The sequence below is a fragment of the Syntrophorhabdaceae bacterium genome (assembly GCA_036504895.1).
In the GTDB taxonomy this organism is placed as follows: Bacteria; Desulfobacterota; Syntrophorhabdia; order Syntrophorhabdales; family Syntrophorhabdaceae; genus PNOM01.
In genome coordinates this window covers 1-17981 of record DASXUJ010000071.1, presented here as the reverse complement: position 1 = coordinate 17981, position 17981 = coordinate 1, and the positions used below count along the sequence as shown (strand labels likewise).

The 17981-nt window shown below is 50.8% G+C and carries 15 protein-coding genes; 7 read left to right on the top strand and 8 right to left on the bottom strand.

Annotated features, from left to right (window positions below; all coding sequences use genetic code 11):
- Nucleotides 1-453 (bottom strand): NADH-quinone oxidoreductase subunit NuoE (nuoE, locus tag VGJ94_09835; GenBank protein HEY3276910.1); only part of this gene is annotated, 453 nt, incomplete at its 3' end.
- A 154-nt stretch (nt 454-607) separates the two neighbouring features.
- Nucleotides 608-1615 carry a response regulator gene (locus VGJ94_09830; GenBank protein ID HEY3276909.1) on the bottom strand — a complete coding sequence of 336 codons (1008 nt, stop codon included), beginning with the start codon at nt 1613-1615 and terminating at the stop codon, nt 608-610.
- Between the two features lie 679 nt (nt 1616-2294).
- Here VGJ94_09830 and VGJ94_09825 point away from each other — a divergent pair.
- Nucleotides 2295-3167, top strand: coding sequence for a sigma-70 family RNA polymerase sigma factor (locus tag VGJ94_09825; protein ID HEY3276908.1), 873 nt, complete (start codon nt 2295-2297; stop codon nt 3165-3167).
- A 302-nt stretch (nt 3168-3469) separates the two neighbouring features.
- On the opposite strand, the gene VGJ94_09820 is transcribed toward VGJ94_09825, so the two are convergent.
- From VGJ94_09820 to VGJ94_09810, 3 genes are all read right to left on the bottom strand, one after another.
- Nucleotides 3470-6061, bottom strand: a complete 2592-nt coding sequence (locus VGJ94_09820; GenBank protein ID HEY3276907.1) for a DUF1566 domain-containing protein — start codon at nt 6059-6061, stop codon at nt 3470-3472.
- 331 nt (nt 6062-6392) lie between these two features.
- On the bottom strand, nt 6393-7097 hold the full coding sequence (locus tag VGJ94_09815; GenBank protein ID HEY3276906.1) for a GAF domain-containing protein: 705 nt from the start codon (nt 7095-7097) through the stop codon (nt 6393-6395).
- Nucleotides 7098-7435: 338 nt separating this feature from the next.
- Entirely contained in the window at nt 7436-8068 is a 633-nt protein-coding gene (locus VGJ94_09810) for a response regulator transcription factor (protein HEY3276905.1), read from the bottom strand.
- Nucleotides 8069-8889: 821 nt separating this feature from the next.
- On the opposite strand from VGJ94_09810, the gene VGJ94_09805 reads away from it, so the two are divergent.
- The 6 genes from VGJ94_09805 to VGJ94_09780 all read left to right on the top strand — a co-directional run bounded on the left by VGJ94_09805 (nt 8890) and on the right by VGJ94_09780 (nt 14828).
- A complete protein-coding gene (locus VGJ94_09805) occupies nt 8890-9159 on the top strand; it encodes an ATP-binding protein (protein HEY3276904.1) in 270 nt (89 codons plus the stop codon).
- Nucleotides 9160-9241: 82 nt separating this feature from the next.
- Nucleotides 9242-10621 (top strand): HAMP domain-containing sensor histidine kinase, encoded by a 1380-nt coding sequence (locus VGJ94_09800; protein HEY3276903.1) that lies wholly within the window; start codon nt 9242-9244, stop codon nt 10619-10621.
- On the top strand, nt 10564-11127 hold the full coding sequence (locus tag VGJ94_09795) for a tetratricopeptide repeat protein (protein HEY3276902.1): 564 nt from the start codon (nt 10564-10566) through the stop codon (nt 11125-11127). Before VGJ94_09800 ends, VGJ94_09795 begins: the two co-directional genes overlap by 58 nt.
- 9 nt (nt 11128-11136) lie before the next feature.
- Nucleotides 11137-12507: a sigma-54 dependent transcriptional regulator gene (locus VGJ94_09790; GenBank protein ID HEY3276901.1), complete on the top strand. Its 1371-nt coding sequence runs from the start codon at nt 11137-11139 to the stop codon at nt 12505-12507.
- A gap of 604 nt (nt 12508-13111) precedes the next feature.
- Nucleotides 13112-14239, top strand: a complete 1128-nt coding sequence (locus VGJ94_09785; GenBank protein HEY3276900.1) for a fibronectin type III domain-containing protein — start codon at nt 13112-13114, stop codon at nt 14237-14239.
- 298 nt (nt 14240-14537) lie between these two features.
- Complete coding sequence (locus VGJ94_09780) at nt 14538-14828, top strand: hypothetical protein (GenBank protein HEY3276899.1); 291 nt, start codon at nt 14538-14540, stop codon at nt 14826-14828.
- A gap of 26 nt (nt 14829-14854) precedes the next feature.
- Here VGJ94_09780 and VGJ94_09775 read toward each other — a convergent pair whose 3' ends face one another.
- The 3 genes from VGJ94_09775 to VGJ94_09765 form a co-directional block, all read right to left on the bottom strand.
- Nucleotides 14855-15973, bottom strand: a complete 1119-nt coding sequence (locus VGJ94_09775) for a glycosyltransferase family 2 protein (protein ID HEY3276898.1) — start codon at nt 15971-15973, stop codon at nt 14855-14857.
- A gap of 35 nt (nt 15974-16008) precedes the next feature.
- Nucleotides 16009-16812, bottom strand: a complete 804-nt coding sequence (locus VGJ94_09770; protein ID HEY3276897.1) for a methyltransferase domain-containing protein — start codon at nt 16810-16812, stop codon at nt 16009-16011.
- 51 nt (nt 16813-16863) lie between these two features.
- Nucleotides 16864-17981: glycosyltransferase family 2 protein (locus tag VGJ94_09765; GenBank protein ID HEY3276896.1), on the bottom strand; the 1118-nt coding region annotated here is incomplete at its 5' end.

Below are 17981 nucleotides of genomic sequence, written 5' to 3'. Positions count from 1 at the left end.
CGGTGTAAGCCGCCCGTAGGTCTCGTCATTGATCATAAGGACGGGTGAAAGGGAGCAGCACCCCAGGCACGCGACCTTTTGGATCGTGAATAAGCCGTCGTCCGTCGTCTCGTCATTGCCTATCTGCAGCTCGCTTTCCAGGGTCCTGATGAGGACGGTGGAGCTGTTCACATGGCATGCCGTGCCGTCGCAGATCTTGATGATGTTTTTGCCCATCGGCTTAAGACGGAATTGTGAGTAAAAAGTAATGACCCCGTAAATGTCAGCCGAAGGTATGCCCACCACCTCGCTTATATGATCGATCGCCGATTCGGGAATATATCCGTACGTCTCCTGTGCAGATTGAAGCAGAGGTATGAGGGCGCCCTTTTCACCCTGATATTTCCACAACTCAATCTTGAAATTTGAAAAATCATTCCTGCCCTGATCCTTCTTTACGTTTTCCAGCGCCATAATTCCCCCTAATGATTTATAATCATAGGCTTAGACAGCCTACCAATAAACAGGACCGGCTCCACCGGGAGCGAAACACGAAAGATGAACAGCCCTCGATATTCTCCGCTTTCGCCATGGGTGGAGCAGGACCTCTGCAGGTTTCCCTTCTCTCTCACGCTTCGAAAAGTGTGATTATGGGCCATTCCTTGATCCTCAACACCCCATCAAGGGACTTAAACTTATTGCGGATGGTATTCTCGATTTCAGCGAAACTGGTCCCTTTCATCAATGCAACGATATCGTATTTTCCTCTTGTATAATCACAGTACACGACTTGGTCGTTAAAGTAAAGTACAGGATAAATTCCTTCCAATTTTTCCTTCTCTATCTCCAATGTCACATAGGAAGAAGCCCTCACCCTTGCTTTCTGGTCACCGTACATTTCGCCCTCTGCCTTGTCCTTACCCAGTGCTTTATCTACCGAGCCCATAATATTGATCACGCTCTCATCGAATACAGGAGTCTCTACGGAAAGAAACGAGGCATCTGCCACACCGGGTACCGCCTTGATTGTGGTCTCTATTATTTCTCTGACTTTATCGTTCGATTCTGCCTGGACCAGAAGGATGAGATCGTAATCGCCTCGTATGGCATCGCAGTATAGGACGTCTTCCTGAAAATAGAGGGACCGGTACACGTCCATCAGGTTTGCGGAAGGCGTCAGCGTGACAAGGGCATAACCCGTGACCGACTCCTTTGGGGCGATCGCATTTGTCGCGGTCTCTTCGGGGGCTTCAACTTTAGCCGCGGGGGAAATGGATGCGAGAAGGTCCGTCAGGTCATCCATGGTGAAAGGCTTCTCCAGATAAGCCTCTGCTTTCTGCGATTTCACTTCCTCTGCGGTCGCTTCATTCCCGTAGCCCGTGATGACGATCACAGGAAGATCGGGGTAATTGAATTTGATGACTTTAAGGAGCTTAAGTCCGTCAATATCGGGAAGTCTCACGTCCACAATTGCATAATCAAGGGCGACCTGGTTCTTTTTAAAAGTTTCCAGGGTATGAAGGGCTTTCATGCCGTTCTCACACGGCTCGGTGCGGTAGCCCCTCTGCATGAGCCCCATTGCTACCGTTCTCCTAAGGGAGGCTTCATCGTCGATCAACAATACGCTCTTTTCCATGATGGTCACTCCTTCAAATATTGATATCCCTCGCGGGAGAAAATCCCTCTATGCCGGTTGTGCAGCCCTGGATGCAACAACCTTGCTGCGGTCAGGCGCATCATCAAGGTAGTACGCGCATGAGACCGTAATTTTCGGGTTTGCACCCGGGACCTCACCGAGTCCGATGGCGCTTCCCATATCACCTCCGCAGGACCGAGAGTCCGTCCTACGCCCTTTCACGTCCGGATCAGATCTACTGAACCAATGCGATCAGGCTAATGTGAAATATTTCGCATGAATTTGTTTAATAAATAGCAATAAATATGCCACTAAGTCAATACTATTGTTTTCAGTATCTTATAAAAAAGGGGGGCTTTGAATCAATGATCTTCACTGTTAACAAACTTTACAGTAAATCGTAGAGAATTAGGAACTGCAGTCTTTTATGAAACTGTCAACAATTATTACACCCATCAAAACTGAACACGGCCGGAGGCGCCTGGGCTACCCTGGTTGGAGGGGTATTCTGTCACAGGAGCGACTACAACCGTCGCTCCCCATGTGATTACATCATAATTCAGAATTCGGCGATAGAAAGAGGGGAGGCCAACGGGTACATTAGACAAGAGATCAGGTGCGGGGAAGGGAGTCCGCAAATCTACCGTTCCTACAATTTTATGGTCAGGAGGTCCGTGCAATGAAGGCAGGGTATGTCGCGGGGCCGGGTGAGAATCGCGATTCTTTCAGGATGTATATGCGTGAGATAGCAAAATTCCCCCTTCTCACAAGAGAAGAGGAGATCGAACTGGCCGAGCAGGTGCGACATCGGAAAGATACGGACGCCGCAAAGAAACTCGTATTGGCCAACCTCAGGCTTGTAGTGAAAATAGCGATAGAATACTCGAATTTCCGCGCAAATCTGGCCGACCTCATTCAGGAAGGAAATGTGGGGCTCCTCCGTGCCGTCTGGCGGTATGACCCTCAAAAAGGAACTAAATTCGGAAGTTATGCGCTCTTCTGGATACGGGCGTATATGCTGAAATATCTCATGGATTCCTGGAGTATAGTGAAGATCGGCGCCAAGGACAGCCAGAGAAAACTCTTTTATAACTTGAAAAAGGAAAAGGAAAAGCTCGAAAGAGATGGGATCGTTCCATCTTCTCAACTCCTGGCCACCCATTTCAATGTGAGCGCGGCGGAAGTAGAGGGTATGGAATTGAGGCTTTGCGGTGGAGATATATCACTCGAAGCTCCCCCTTATGAGGGTGCGGAAAAGCTCATGGACACCCTCGATAACGGGGATAGCATAGAGGATGCGGTAGCCGAGAACGAGTTGAAGGTAGTGCTGCAACAAAAACTTTCGGAATTCCGGGTTTTGTTGACGGAAAAAGAACGGTTTATTCTCGACTCGAGAATATTGGCTGAGGATCCTCTTACACTGAGAGAGGTCAGTGAGCGCTTCAAGACCTCAAAAGAGAGAATAAGAAAGACGGAGCTGAGAATCTCGAGCAGGCTGACAAAGAGCCTGCGGTCAAGCGGTATGGGACCTCAAATTCAGATGTACCAGTGAATAGTTTTGCGGTCCGTGAGTTACTAAATTAGTCCTTCGAGGTCCCGAGGCGCCTTTGTTTTGTACTGAAGAAAGGCGCCTCGGGACCTCGCATCAGTTTTACGTACCTTCATTCATTCTTGAATATCAGATACCATCGAACCATCCGGACACGACGTGTCCCGGATACACGCTGCATCGATGAGTGTTTACGTCAAAAAATCAAGAGAGTGCCTTCCGATCGGGCATTCGGAGGGCACTCTCGAGATCCACTTCTCCGATATTTAAGGGGTTATTTCTTTCACCTCTTTTCTTCCCATCGGTTATTCTCCGTTACCGGCGTCGGACTCCTCACCCTCAGACGGGTCAGCGCCCTGTCTGATCGAGAAATTTGCAGTGACACCGATCGCGGCATTCATCGTTACAATGCAGCTTTTCGTGCCTGAACAGCCTCCGCCCGACCAGCCCGTAAAGAGTGAGCCCCTGCCGGCCCTCGCTCTCAGAACCACTCTTGTATCGGATCTAAAGTCCCTGGTGCATGTGCTGCCGCAAAGGATGCCTGAAGGGGCGCTAACCACAACCCCTTCGGCCGGACCCGCCTTTGTGACGGTCAACGGGAAAGTCGTGCCGAGGGTTACCACTACCGAGCGGGCCCTGGTGACCTTCGAAGTTATGTAGGGATTTGCGGTGCGCACACGCCTTCCGTTATCGGTGATCCGGACGATTTCATATCCTCCATCCGGGCTTATGGCAATCGAAGCGGTCTGCCCGTGTCTCACCTGCTGGGTCATCGGATTTACGGTTCCATGACCGCCGGAGATGACGGCGCTGACCGTATATTCCTTTGCAACAAAGGTAGCAGTCACGTACGCGTATTGGTTCATTGTCACGACACATCTCTTTGTTCCCGTACAACCGCCCCCGGACCAGCCGGCAAAGTAGGAATCGTTTTGGGGCCTCGCGGTAAGGGTCACCTTCCTGCCGTTATTGTAGCTATATGCGCATTTCCCGCCGCAATTAATGCCTGCGGCCACAACCCTTCCTGTGCCCGAGCCTGTTTTTTCAACCGATAGCATCGCTTTGGTCGAAAAGGTAACCACCACGTTGCGATCGGCAGTTACATTGCTCATGGCATAAGGACCGACGACACGCATCGATACTCCGTTATCGGTGATAGCTGACGCGTTATATTTCGGGTCAGGAGTGATGGTAATCGACCCGGAAGCCCCATGGCTCACCCTCTGGGAAGCAGGGGTTACCCTACCGTGACCGCCCGAAACCGAGGCGGTAATTGTGTAAGAGTTGATGGTGAAAATAGCAGCTACAGACCTGTTGCCGTTCATAACTACGGTGCACGTGGCGCCCGACGTCGAATCGCACCCGGTCCAGCCGGCGAAGGTTGAGCCTGCATTCGCGGTGGCTGCGATTGATACCAGGGCGTTGGGAGCATATTCGCCGGAACAGACGGCGCCGGTGCAGGTAAGTCCCGGTGCGGAAAAAGTTCCGGTCCCTGAGCCGGCTGTGGTTACATTCAATAGAAAGGTGCCCGTCGCAAAGGAGACTTCCACCCTATGGGACGCGCCGAGGTTTTTAATGACATAGGGAGTGACCACGGCGACCTGCGACCCGTTGTCCATTATTTTTGAAACGTGATATTGTGCATCCGGTGTGATGGCTATAGTAGCAGTAGAGTTATAGTCGAGGACCTGAGTATTCGGGGATACTGTCCCGTGTCCGTTGGTCACTGTGGCGGTAACGGTAAAGGCGCCTCCCCGCACGGGCCACACGTACCGGGTTTCGGTCTTCCCTCCCGTCTCTTCGGTACCGTTCCCCCCCACACAGGTTTCACAGTTATGCATGTTAATGGTCCAGACACTGGTAGGCAGGGTCTCTATCGTCGTGGATGTCCAATATTCGCCCGGCCGCACATTTTCAAATAGGTGGCCCGCCGGAAGGGGTGGGTTATATTGGGAACGGTCAATGAGACTCCCCAATTCCCACCTGTTCGGAATTCGCCAGTCGGAATGGCCGAGATAGCTGTTGGAATTCAGGCATTGCGCATAGGCAAGCGCTTCAGGCCATGTCATGATTGTCCCTGTTTTGCACCCAGCCGGTCCCGGTGCATTGCTGTTTCTGGACCAGGTGAGCCCGGTCAGGTTATCATGTATTGTTCCGTTGCCTCCATCGCTGAACCTCGGCGATGGCCACAGGATACCCCTCTCGAAATATCCGTCGTCGAAACTGTGAAAGCTGTCTGTTTGTCCTGTCTTCCATATATTGAGTAGATATGAAGGATCGACCGAATCCTGGGTCCCAAGCCTGACAGGCCATATGCTTGCGGCGCTTTCATAGGGGAGCCAGGTCACGGCCCATTGATCCAGCCAGCCGATAAGTGCCCGTTGGGCAGTCTCCGGGCATGAGGTTGAGCTCCAGTACTTGTAGCCGTTTGCTGAATACCCTATGTTAAAACCTTCGGTCTTGAGCCAGTTCACCGGGTCGTCGCTGCCGAGATTGATCAGGGTTGCCAGTTCGTTTACGTTAGGAAGGCGCCAGTCGTTATAACCCAGATGGTTATTATTATTCAGACAGGTCACAAAATCAATGGCATCGCTCCACGCCGTGTTATCTCCCCCACCGCATATGGTCGAAAGAGGACTCACGTCCCTGATCCACATAAGGCCGGAAAGGTTGTCCTTCATAATTCCGGGGGAACTGCCCGTAAAACGGGGTGCGGGCCATCCTGCGCCTGCCTGGAACTCCCCGTCCTGTCCGGTACCGGCGCAGCCGATCGTGGCGCCGAAGGTATCGAAGCAGCTCGTCTGTGCCGTCTGTGGCAGATATGTTGCGCCCGCCCCATGTGCAAGGGATACCGCACCAAACAGAATGATCGTCGCAAGAATCCATAGTCTCTTCATAAAGCCTCCTCGGAGATACGTCATGTGGCAACAAGAAATGAGACCTGCCTGTCCTCTGAAGTAAGGTAGTCGTATTCAGCTATGCTTTCTATAGCCGCATCACGGAACGTGATGTAACCGCAATCCCATGTACGGTGTAGTTCCAACTACGACAAAGCAGCAGATATGGTGAAGGTGTCACATCTCTGCAATTCACTCACTGTGCCGTCTCAAGAGATATGTAGCACCCCTTCCCGGCGTGTATGGGAAACTTTACCTGTCGCGGCGTTAACATGGATACCTTCACCCGGCGGAACTGTCGTCCTTCGCCTGTATTCAATCGCCCCCGGCGTCACAGCCTCCGGTTCAATTTTCTCGGCAGAAGGCTGCTAATCTCCTCCGCCTCCCGATAGATGATGCTCACGTATGAGAGAGTGGCTTGCAGGTTGTCGCGCAGTTTCACGGCAAAGCCTTCCAGGGGGACCATCCTGTTGATGATGGCGTCTCTGAAGTGCTGCAGCAACAACGTCTCCCGGCCCAGAATAATATTCAGGAACTCGGCCACTTCCAAGCAGAATTGTATCTCATCCTCATCGAACCTCTTTTCATGAACCGCATCCAGGACTATTATCTCCGTCCATTGCTCATCATCTTCATAGCGAAGCGGCAAATATGCAATTTCCGAAATATCCGATTCTTTGATGATCTCCTTAAAATACTGGGTACGGGGGTCATTCCTTGGGTCGCTGATAATCATAACCAACCCGGTTCCAACCGCATCCTCTATATCGGGATGGGACGAAAGGGAGAGTTTTTGATGCAATTTCCATTCGTACTCATTAAGAGGGACACCGGCTACTATCTCACAGGAAATGTGTGTCTGCCCGTCTATCTGCTCCTGTCCGATTCCAAACACCACGCACCGCTCCACCCCCATAATACTCGAGAGCTCCTCAATAATATCCTGTTTGGCGTTTACTGTGGGATCGGTAAGCCCTTTTCGCAAACTAAGAATGATAGTCCTCATCATCCTTAAAAAAGACTTTCTTTCAATCATGGCGGTCGCCCTCGTCAGGTCTGCTCACGAAAATTCCACATCCTCTTTCTCCGTCTCCCCTATTCTTCTCCGAACAAGACTACAATGTCGATACCCGGCGAAAATGATTACACTACAGCTAATTAAGCATAATCGTTCCGACTAACCCTGTCCGTCGCAAAAGAGGGAATAAGATCGTAAATGATTTAAGGATGGCGAGAGTACTCATTCCCGTGACATAGGAGGAAATCCATCGGGACTTCTGATAGGAAATATTCGTGGTAAATTTTTCAGGCGAAGAGAAGCCGGCCTACATGTTACCCCTTGCATGAGCAGGGGGGTCCGTTATACGCAGGGCGCTACTGAGTCAAACCTCGCGTTATGGCGTAGTGCATTAATTGACTGGTGCCTTTTACACCGAGCTTCTGCAGGATACGGGCGCGATAAGTTCGCACAGTATCGGCGCTCAGGTGAAGGTCCTGTGCTATTTGATTCACTGTCTTGCCCTTGCCGATCAAAACCAGCACCTGCAACTCCCGGACCGAAAGTTTCTCATGAGGGGCTTGCTCGGCATAAGTTTCGAAATCGAGGAGCAGTTTATCCGCAAAAGCAGGACTCACGTACCTTTTTCCGGAAAGGACTTTACGAATTCCTTCCACCAGATCGCCGGCAGCGGTCCTTTTTGAGATATAACCGTATGCACCTGCTTTGATCGCACGGATTGCATAATCCTCCTCGGGATGCATGCTCACGATAAGAACAGGCAGCTTCGGCGTTTTCTTCTTTATCTCTTCCAGCACCTCAATGCCGTTTATGTCCGGAAGGCTGATATCAAGAAGGGCGATATCATACTGGTTTTTTTGTATATTTCGCATGAATTCATAACCCCTGGAGAATTCGTCGATCGTGACGCCGTGAAAATTTGCGAGGATAATTTCCTTTAGACCACCGCGGACGATAGGGTGGTCATCTACAATAGCAAAACGAACCATTTATTATGCCTCCACCATCGGTCTGCCGGTAAGTCCTCTTTCTCCGCCACCCGAGCCGGCATACCGGGGTGCCGTCATAGAGCCTTTCGAGGATACCCGTCGGCCCCAAACTTATCCCTCTCCAAAGCCTTTCACCGTCCGGTCCCCCTCTGCCCTGTGCCCGAAGGCTTATCTGCCCCGGCCGGTCTGAAAGACCATGTCCCGGAGTAGATGATGCAATCGCTCCGGCTCCACGGCCTTACTGCAGTGCGCCAGCTTATAAACATCTACCATAAATTGTGAGCAGCGTCGCCTCCTCTTGCAGGTTCCGGTGTTTTCGTCCATCAAGAGAGGTCGCCTTGCCCGTATGAACTTTAATCAGGCGATATTGTATTGTCAAGGTCTTGGGTAATGGTTTCAATCGAAAAACGATTACCTTGTTCTTCTCGAAAAGTTTAGTCCCCTACCCTAAAACGACCACAAAATAATGTAGGCTTCGGTGACAGACGCAATCTATGGTTTGCCTTATGATAATTGTAGCGCTTTTACGGTCGGAACCGCAGGGAGGACGGGAACACCTGATAAATCCGGATGAATCGAAAAGAGACCTCTCCAGTCGGAAGAACCTTAATAAGGTGTTTAAACAGGAAAGGGCCGGAAGCGAGTGCGACAGGATCCCCGCCGAAGCGCCATCCGAGTAACCAAGTATTAAGCCGAACACCTGCCGGTGCAGGCAAAAAGATCTACCGATCAGGCATAACAGCAGCATTACAGCAGTACCGCACGATAAGTCGATAGGTTCTTCGGTAAGGGATGGGACCATACTTTTCGGGAGGCATGGAATGAAGACGGTGTCGGCAATTAATAAAGCCCACGGCAAGATATCGGATGGGGTCACGACGAGGGAAAGAGGTGAAGGTTTGGGGATCGGCTTGCCGATTGTCTACCGAATCGCAAAGGAGCATCATGGAGGCTTCGATATAAAAAGTGCCGTGGGAGAAGGCAGGAAAGTAAACATATACCTTCCGCTCGCCGAGTGCGATCGCGAAAAAGACAGGGGCAATCGTTCGGGCCTCATATTGAATGACGGGGACTCCCGGAGAATAGTCTAACCGAGGGTTGGCAAAAATGCGTTTAACTATTTTCTCCCGATTAATTTTCGGTTACCTGTCCATAATACTTATTATGGGTGTTATGGATGCCTATACAATCACAAAGCTTCATCGTTTAAACAGTGAAGTCTCCAAGATACTGGATATTGACGAGCGCATTCTGGAATTGAAGCGCAGACTCACCGGCTCCATCATATCTCAATCAGGCTATGAACAAAAATACTTCATCACAGGCGATCCTGTGTTCCGCGAACAATTTGCGGCGAGAACTAAAGATTTCACCGAATCTCTGACACAGGCTTCGGCATTGGCTGATACCGATCAAAAAAGAAACTCTCTGACCGCCGCAAAATCGGAGTATGAAAAGTACCAGGCCTTGGTAGACCGGAAAATGCGGCACAGGGAAATGCGACAGGACCTTACCGAAAGCAGGCGCACCCCCGAGGAGGAGAAGGTGGTGGGACGGATTTTGACGGAACTGAACGCCCTAGAGTCTTTCTCCAGGGCCGATATCCATCACAGGATGAGCACGCTGAGGGAAACAGCCCATTCGGCTACTAAGGTAACGGTATTCATGGTGATAATAACCGTGCTCCTGGCAATCGCCACGTCCATCACGGTAACTCACCACATCACGAGTCCCTTGAAGGTCCTTATCCAGAAAACAAAGGAAGTGTCCAGGGGCATATTCAGGGGAGGTCTCAGAATCGCATCGCCTCCCGAAGTGTCCGAACTGGCCGATACTTTCGATCTGATGTGTACAAAACTGAGGCAGGTCGACAAAATAAAGTCCGAGTTCTTCTCGGATATATCCCATGAATTGAGAACGCCCCTTACCGCCATAAAAACAGGCATCAGCCTTCTCAAGCAGAGCGGCAGAGGCCCTATTACGGAAAAACAGGAAAGACTGCTCACCATTCTCTCCGAAGAATCGAACCGCCTGATCGATCTTGTCAATACCGTGATGGACCTTTCAAAAATGGAAGCCGGGATGATGGCCTACAATTTTCGTGAAGAACACTTCATCGCATTTATCGAACAGGTGATAACGGAAATGACGCCCCTTTTCGAAGCCAAAAAAATACACCTCCGGACAGACCTGAACAGAAGCGTCCCGCCCATGCAGCTGGACCGCGAGAGGATCCTTCAGGCGCTGAGGAATCTGATCGGAAACGCGGTTAAATTTACGCCAAATGGCGGGCAAATATCGATTGCAGCCGGTCCGAAGGAAGGAAAGGTTGCCTTTTCCGTACGAGATTCAGGTCCGGGCATACCGAGGGAGAACCTGGATACCATATTTGAAAAATTTCATCAGGCCCCTCTCAAGGCCTCGGAACGCGTGAAAGGTACGGGGTTGGGTTTGGCCCTTGTCAAGCATATCATAACATCTCACGGAGGTACGGTATGGGCCGAAAGCGAAACCGGCCAAGGCAGCGTCTTCACATTTGTCTTGCCCTGCTGACGTGCCTGGGTCTCTCGATCACGAGCTGCACTTCTCCCTCCGCCATGGGAGCTCCGCCCCCTTCGAAGGCCGCCACACCGGAGGTGGCCGGCGAGCAACAGCCTGCCGGAGCCCGAAGACATCTCCTCCTGGCCAGAAAATATCTCTCCAAGGGTAACTACAGGGCATCAATTCGGGAGAATGAAACGGTGCTCTCCTTGTCATCGGGCACCCCTCCCGCAGACGAAGCCCTCTTCAACCTCGGTCTGATTTATGCCGATCCGGGCTATAACAACAGGAATTACCAGAAGTCGATCACCTACTTCAGGCAAGTCTCAGCTCATTATCCTCAAAGCGAATATGCCCGTACGGCAAAGATATTGACGGAAGCTCTCCATGAGATTGTTCGCATGCGACAATCGATGACGGAAGCTCTCAAAGAAAATGAACGTCTCCATAAGATTTTGGAAGAATCGAAGAAAATCGATGTCGAGACCGAAGAAAAAATAAGAGGAAAGGCGAGGTAGGCGAACTCTATGGCCGTGGGAAAAATACTTGTAGTGGATGACGAGAAGAATATTGCCGAGCTGATCGCCATGGGACTCGAAGCAGCGGGGTACGAGGTCACGACCGCCGCCGACGGGGTAGGGGCAATCGCAAAAGCCCGGGAACAGGTCTTCGATGCGGCTGTCGTCGATCTCCAATTGAGAGACACGGACGGCATAACTTTGATGAAGGAAATCCATCTTACTATCCCAGGCATACCCGTTATTATCCTCACCGGGTACGGCAGCATCGAAAACACGGTAAAAGCAATGAGAGAAGGCGCCTTCGGCTATCTCACCAAGCCCTACGAGCCCGAAGTTCTTTTCTTCGAGATTCAGAAGGCAATTGAGAATACCCGTCTCTCCACCGAAATCGAGCGGCTCAAGGGGCTGCTCAAAATAAAGACCGATTTCGCGGGAATCATTGCGAGAAGCGACAAAATGCGCCAGGTATTGGAGGCAATCGGCCGGATAGCCAAAATGGATGCGACGGTCCTTCTCCTTGGCGAAAGCGGCACGGGAAAGGATTTGATCGCCACCACGATTCATCTCGCAAGCGAGAGAAAAGACAAACCTTTTGTGGCCATCAATTGTGCCGCCCTTCCTGAAGCCTTACTTGAAAGCAATCTCTTCGGCCACGAAAAAGGGGCCTTCAGCGGCGCGATAAAGGAGGCGAAGGGCCTCTTCCAGCAAGCTCACGGCGGCACTATATTCCTCGATGAAATTGGAGATATGCCTCTTTCGATCCAGGCCAAGATCCTTCGTGTGATAGAGGAACGGCGGTTTCGACCGGTGGGAAGCGAGAGGCTGGTCGAGGTCGATGTAAGAATTGTGACCGCGACCAACAAAAATCTGGAAGAGGAGGTAAAAAAGGGGACCTTTCGTGAAGATCTTTATTACAGAATCCATGTCATCCCAATAGTGCTCCCGCCGCTGCGGGACAGGAAAGAGGATATCCCACCCCTGGTCGAGCGCTTCATCGAAAAAACCAGGGTTCAAATGAAAAAAGATATCAAGGGGCTGACGCCCCAGGCGATGCAGAAGCTCATGTTCCATGATTGGCCCGGCAATGTGCGTGAGCTTGAAAACATCATAGAATATGCCGCCGCGATGACGGACAAGGAATTTATCACGGAAGACCTGATCCTTCAGACAAAAGGGGTAGTTTCCCAGGAGCCGGTACGGCCGCTTAGTGTGGCAAAGGACGCGTTCGAAAAGAGCTACCTTATCTACCTTCTTGAGACATGCAAGGGAAATGTTACGGAGGCGGCGAAAAGTGCTGGAAAATACAGGGGGGACTTTTATACCCTGTTGAAGAAACATCACATCAATCCTGCAGATTTTAAACCTTCAAAAGAATAAGGTCAGTTGATCGCGGAGGCTTTACCCTCATCCGACATTTCACCCTGCCCTATGTCTTTTAATCCCATTATTTACCGGATTATCCCTTTCGTCCGGCAAAAAGCGTCTGCACCATCAGACGCGCCCGATTTTCTTCTGATAGTAAAAACCATTCACTTTTAATTCCCTTCCATTCTTCCTCAGTAATTAATACTTAATTATTACCCCCATTTACCTCAGTAGAAGACCAGAGGCATGAAACTTGCCTACCAGACGGGATGGCCGGAAATCGCCTTTACAGAGCTATCCCATTTCCTGAACAGGATGGGCACAGCTCCGCCCACCACAGCTCATTTCTCACTCAAAGGCCGTCTCTTCAACTCCTCATCGCGTATCGATCAATGGAACATTACGGGGAGGAATGGGGCGGCGATGACTGCAGCGGATTGGGGGAAGATCTCTTCACGATACACAAGTCTATATCCGGTCAGCCGGTACACGGGCCGCTGGGAGACACCGCCGGCCTTATTCCGTGCAACACCGGAAAGAACGCCCGGAAGACCAGGCACGAAAGGCATCTCCTGCGTGGTGTTCCCGGTCAAATAATTCAAACCTGGAGGTCTATGTGTGGCTTAATCATGCAACAGTCAAAAGAAGTGCGCGTCTTTACCCGATTCTTCTCGCCCTAACCTGGTGTCTCATTTTCGGCTCTTCTCTTTATCTTACCCAGGGAAGCGCACACGCAGCACAGGCAACGGCAAAATGGAATTCCGTATCCAATGCGTCAGGCTACAAGGTCTACTACGGATCCCAGAGCAGATCCTATTCTTCAAATGTGAATGCCGGGACCGCAACGACCTACACCGTTGCGAATCTCGCAGCCGGTACCACCTACTACTTCGCATTGACCGCCTATAATTCATCGGGTGCCGAAAGCGGCTACTCATCGGAAGTATCCTATAAGACACCGTGCACCTTCTCTATTTCGCCCACCAGTAGCTCCATTGCCGCCGCGGGCGGCACGGGAAGCGTAGCGGTGACGACCCAGACCGGCTGCGCCTGGTCCGTAACAAACGGCACCCCCTGGATCACCATAACCTCCGGAGCGAGCGGCACCGGAAATGGAACCGTCGCATACTCCATCGCCGCAAATACGGCGACTACGTCGAGATCGGCAGCCATAACGATCGCGAGCAATACCTTCTCCTGCACTCAGAGCGGTACCAGTGGCACGACAACGTATAGGATTACCGCTTCCGCGGGCGCAGGCGGCGCCATATCCCCTGCGGGCGCAACGGTAAACAGAGGCGCGAGTCAGACATTCACGATCACCCCTAACAGCGGGTACAGGATCAGCAACGTGACCGTGGACGGCGCATCGGTAGGGGCGGTATCGACCTATACCTTCACCAACGTGACGGCAACCCATACCATAGGGGCAAGCTTCGCCTCCTCTACCACATCTACCACACGTCTGGCATCATTAACGATCTACCCTGCCTCCGTCAAGGGTGGCGTGAGTTCGAGGGGCACGGTAGTACTCAGCGCTGCGGCGCCGAGCGGAGGAGCGGCAGTCTCTCTCAAAAGCTCTGTCTGGGCGGGCGTAGTCCCGGCGAGCGTGAGAGTGCCTGCGGGTAGTACCAGCGCGAGCTTTACGATAACCACCAGTACCCCTTACTACAACACCTCCGTGGTTATCACCGCCGCATATGGTTCGGTAAGCAAAGAAGCCACTTTGTATGTGACAAGATAGATCGGAAATGCGATATCCACACCATCCGTTGAAGCGTGGATGGTGTGGCAGTAGGAGTAAACAAAGGGGTAATGCCTGCCCTTATCTGCAAAATCGTGAGGCAGGCATTACCCTAAAATAGACAACGCCCGTAGCTTGCAGGTGCGACTGGAGGATGAGGAATAAGAATATCATACTCTTCCCCACGTGAAGGACCGAAAGAGGAATTAATGCGGCAGTTAACGGCGGCACCTGAAAACGGCTCAAACTATCGAGATCGATAGTTAATGAAACTAATCAAAGAGAAAAGGGGAAGTTGGTGGAACCATTTATAATACAAAGTCGCAACATCGTTTATGAGAAAGATGGATTAACCTATACTGAGATAATACAGCAAAAAAACGAGAATTTTTGTACTATATCAGCAGGCTTTGTCACAGGAGCCGATTGGCCGGAGAACCAGACGATATACGTGAAGGTGGAAAAAGATGAAGGTAACCCCTCTATCTTTTTTTTGAGACCTGACGAAGCTCAGACACTGATATGGGCCTTATCGGGTGTACTCTGGTCGTATCTGAACCGAGCAATCGATCCAAAGGCGGGAGGCTGAACGATGTGCCTTCTCTTTTGAAATGGCTATCGTTGAGTTCTCCACACCGTGTCCGTTGTTCCTGTCAACATCCGGAGCCAACCGACAAGTTGAGCAGCAGAGGTAATCAGAAAGAGTTTGATATAATCCCCCAATCTCCCTTCATGAAATCCGAAAATACTGAGCAAACCCATAGCAAAAAAAAGAGTTTGCATTAAAAAAACCAGGATAAAATAGTAGGAATGGCCGAGCAACAGGATGTTCACGCTGAAAGTGCCTAACAGCAGGAAGGGGATCAGGAATCTCATCAGTTTATGGGACATCAGGAAGAAAGAGAAAATGCCATACTTGAATGGGTTCAACAATCGTATGTTCCGGATAAGCGCCCCAAGGGTACGGGTACTTATCCGGACCTGGCGATGGTATTCGCCGTCAGCCGCTCCGGTTGATTCCTCGAAACAGAAGATTTCCGGGTCCAGGACTACTCTCTTTCCCTGCTCGATGACCTTCATGGGCATGACAAAATCATTTATGTCGTACTCGCTCAAGGGACGAAACAAAGACTTGCGCATGGCAAACACTGCTCCGTCGGCACCCACGCAGGAGGCGATTCTGCTTTCCCGCTCTTTAGTCCACCTTTCCATCCGCGCATAAAGACCGACCCCCTCCTCTTCGCCCGTGGCGCACCTGTATTTGGTCCACCCCGTAACCATCCCTATTTCCGGACCGGCAAAATGGGTCACAAGCTTGGCAAGCATATCGGATGGAAACATGGAGTTGGCGTCGGTGAAAAGGATGATCTCCCCTCTTGCCTCAGGAAGGACCCTGTTCAGACATGCGGTTTTGCCCGATTTATGTGGATAGAGCCTGCACACAACTCCGGGATGTTCGAAAGCGGCCAGAATATCGTTTGTTCGATCCGTCGACCCGTCCGAAGTGACTATAATTTCGAATAACTCCTTTGGGTATATAAGGGCCAGGCTATTACGCATCTTCTCCTCGATCACCTTTTCCTCGTTGAATGCCGAGAAAACCATTGAGACAAAGGGCTTTGTTTCACCACGGTGCCACGGTTTTTTCTTAAATGAGATAATCAACAGAATGAGGGGGTAAACGAGATAAGAATAGATGGACAAAAAAATCAAAATGCCAAATAACGTTTCCATGGCGCCCTACCCTCCGATGATCAATTCAAGAACGGTTAAGAGCATTCGACCTTACGACAGGTGATGAGTAGACCGTGGGCAAAATGTCTCAAGAATCGTAAAGTCCGCCTTTCATGCATGAACGAACTCAGCTTGACTGACATTTTAGGCAGGAGAATATCCGCAAAAGGCACACGGAAATCGTAGTGAGACAACCCGGTAATCTGAAAGCCGCCCTTCTTAAGATCCTGGAGAAAAGCAGGCCGGGAGAATAGATTGAAATCAAATGTCAGGCCGTCATATTTCTTCCCAGTGAGCCTGCTCTTCAGGTAACGGTACACGGGCACGAATTTCCTGTAAATTCCGGGCCACCGGATGTTGTTGATTTGAATGACGGCAAAACCTCCGGGCTTCAACACGCGATATATCTCGGAGAGCAGCATCGTGTAATCCGTCACGTAACAGACCACTCCGATGCATAACACATTATCGATCATGCCATCAGAGAAACAGAGGCCGGATACATCGCTTGCCACGAAATGCGCGTTATCCCGGCCGGATTCCGCCTTCACCTGTTCTCTTGCGTGCTTGATCATCTCCATTGATAAATCCGCACTGAAAACTTTCAGGTTCCTTCGGATTAAATCTTTCGTGAGGATACCGGGCCCGCATCCGATATCCAAAATTCTCCCTGAGCTCTGATCAAGACTGGCCAGAACCAGATCCTTCCTGGTGACGTAGGCCAACCCCTCACACGTATCCGGGCAGTACCTGAGCCGCTCGTACTGCGGGGCGTCCAAATCGTGAAAGTTCTTTACCTTCGCCAGATGATGGGGCGAAATATCTTGCCTCGCTTCCATGTTTATACCTCATTATAGGAATTTGATTTAATGAATACGAGTGGTGGGTGATTACCTGATCGATTTGCCCCATCGAGTCATTTCTCTTCCGAAGATACCCTTAAAGTCTATGCATGCCTTCCACGCCAGAAAGACGGGCGCAAAGCTGAATGCGCAAAACACTCTCCAAAGGGACATCTTCGTAAGCCAAACGCCGCTCAAGAGATAGAGGATCTCCAGAAAGAGCAGAAAAAGGAGCCATCCAATTACCGAAGGCACAGAATAGAACAGGTGGATCAGCAACGAAGCAACCAACGCAAGGACGGTCAGATTGACCATGAGCGAGAGGTTGGGGAGTATGAGGGGAAAGGATGCATCGATCTTCCGATAATCTCTTTCATATAACCCCTGCATAAAAAGGCCCAACCCGTATTTTCGTGCGATATGAAATTTACCGGAGGACCAGCGCAGCCTTTGGTCGGTGGCATGACTGATATTGCGGGATTCCTGATGATATACCCTGGAATGGGCGGCAAACCCGATCAGGATGCCGTTTTTTACAAGGGTGGCGTAATATTCCAGATCTTCCGCCATGGTACTCGTACCCCATCCCTGCTCTTTCAGCAGCTTCGTGGTAAAACACATCCCGTTCCCCATGAGAAAGGACGAAAGGCCTAATTTGAATTTTGCGTGATGGTAGAGGCTATTATCCACGGCTCGTGCCAAAGAGAGAATTTTAGTGAAGGCAGTCTCATTCGGATTGGCTATGGAATTATAGCATTGTATAACTTTGCTGCCCGTTGCCATAACTTCATCCAGCCCCCGAAAGAAAAGAGGATCGATGATATTATCCGCATCAATAATCACCACGGCATCGTATGAATCAAGGTCAACCTGCTTCAGGGCCCAGGCTATTGCAAAACCCTTCCCCCTGGCGGAGGGATCGGTCCTCTTCAATATATCAACGTCGAATTGGGATGAGACCGCCTCAGTACGATCCGTGCAGTTGTCGGCAATAACGGCTGCCCTGAAGCTATTTCTTTCATATTGCACGCGAAGGAGGCTCTCGAGAAGTCTTCCTATCAAGGCTTCTTCATTGTGCGCCGGGATGAGGAGAAGATACCTGTGAGGAACCGGTATGGCAGTTAATGTATTTTCGCTTTTCAGGAAATAGGCTACGGCAAGAAAGA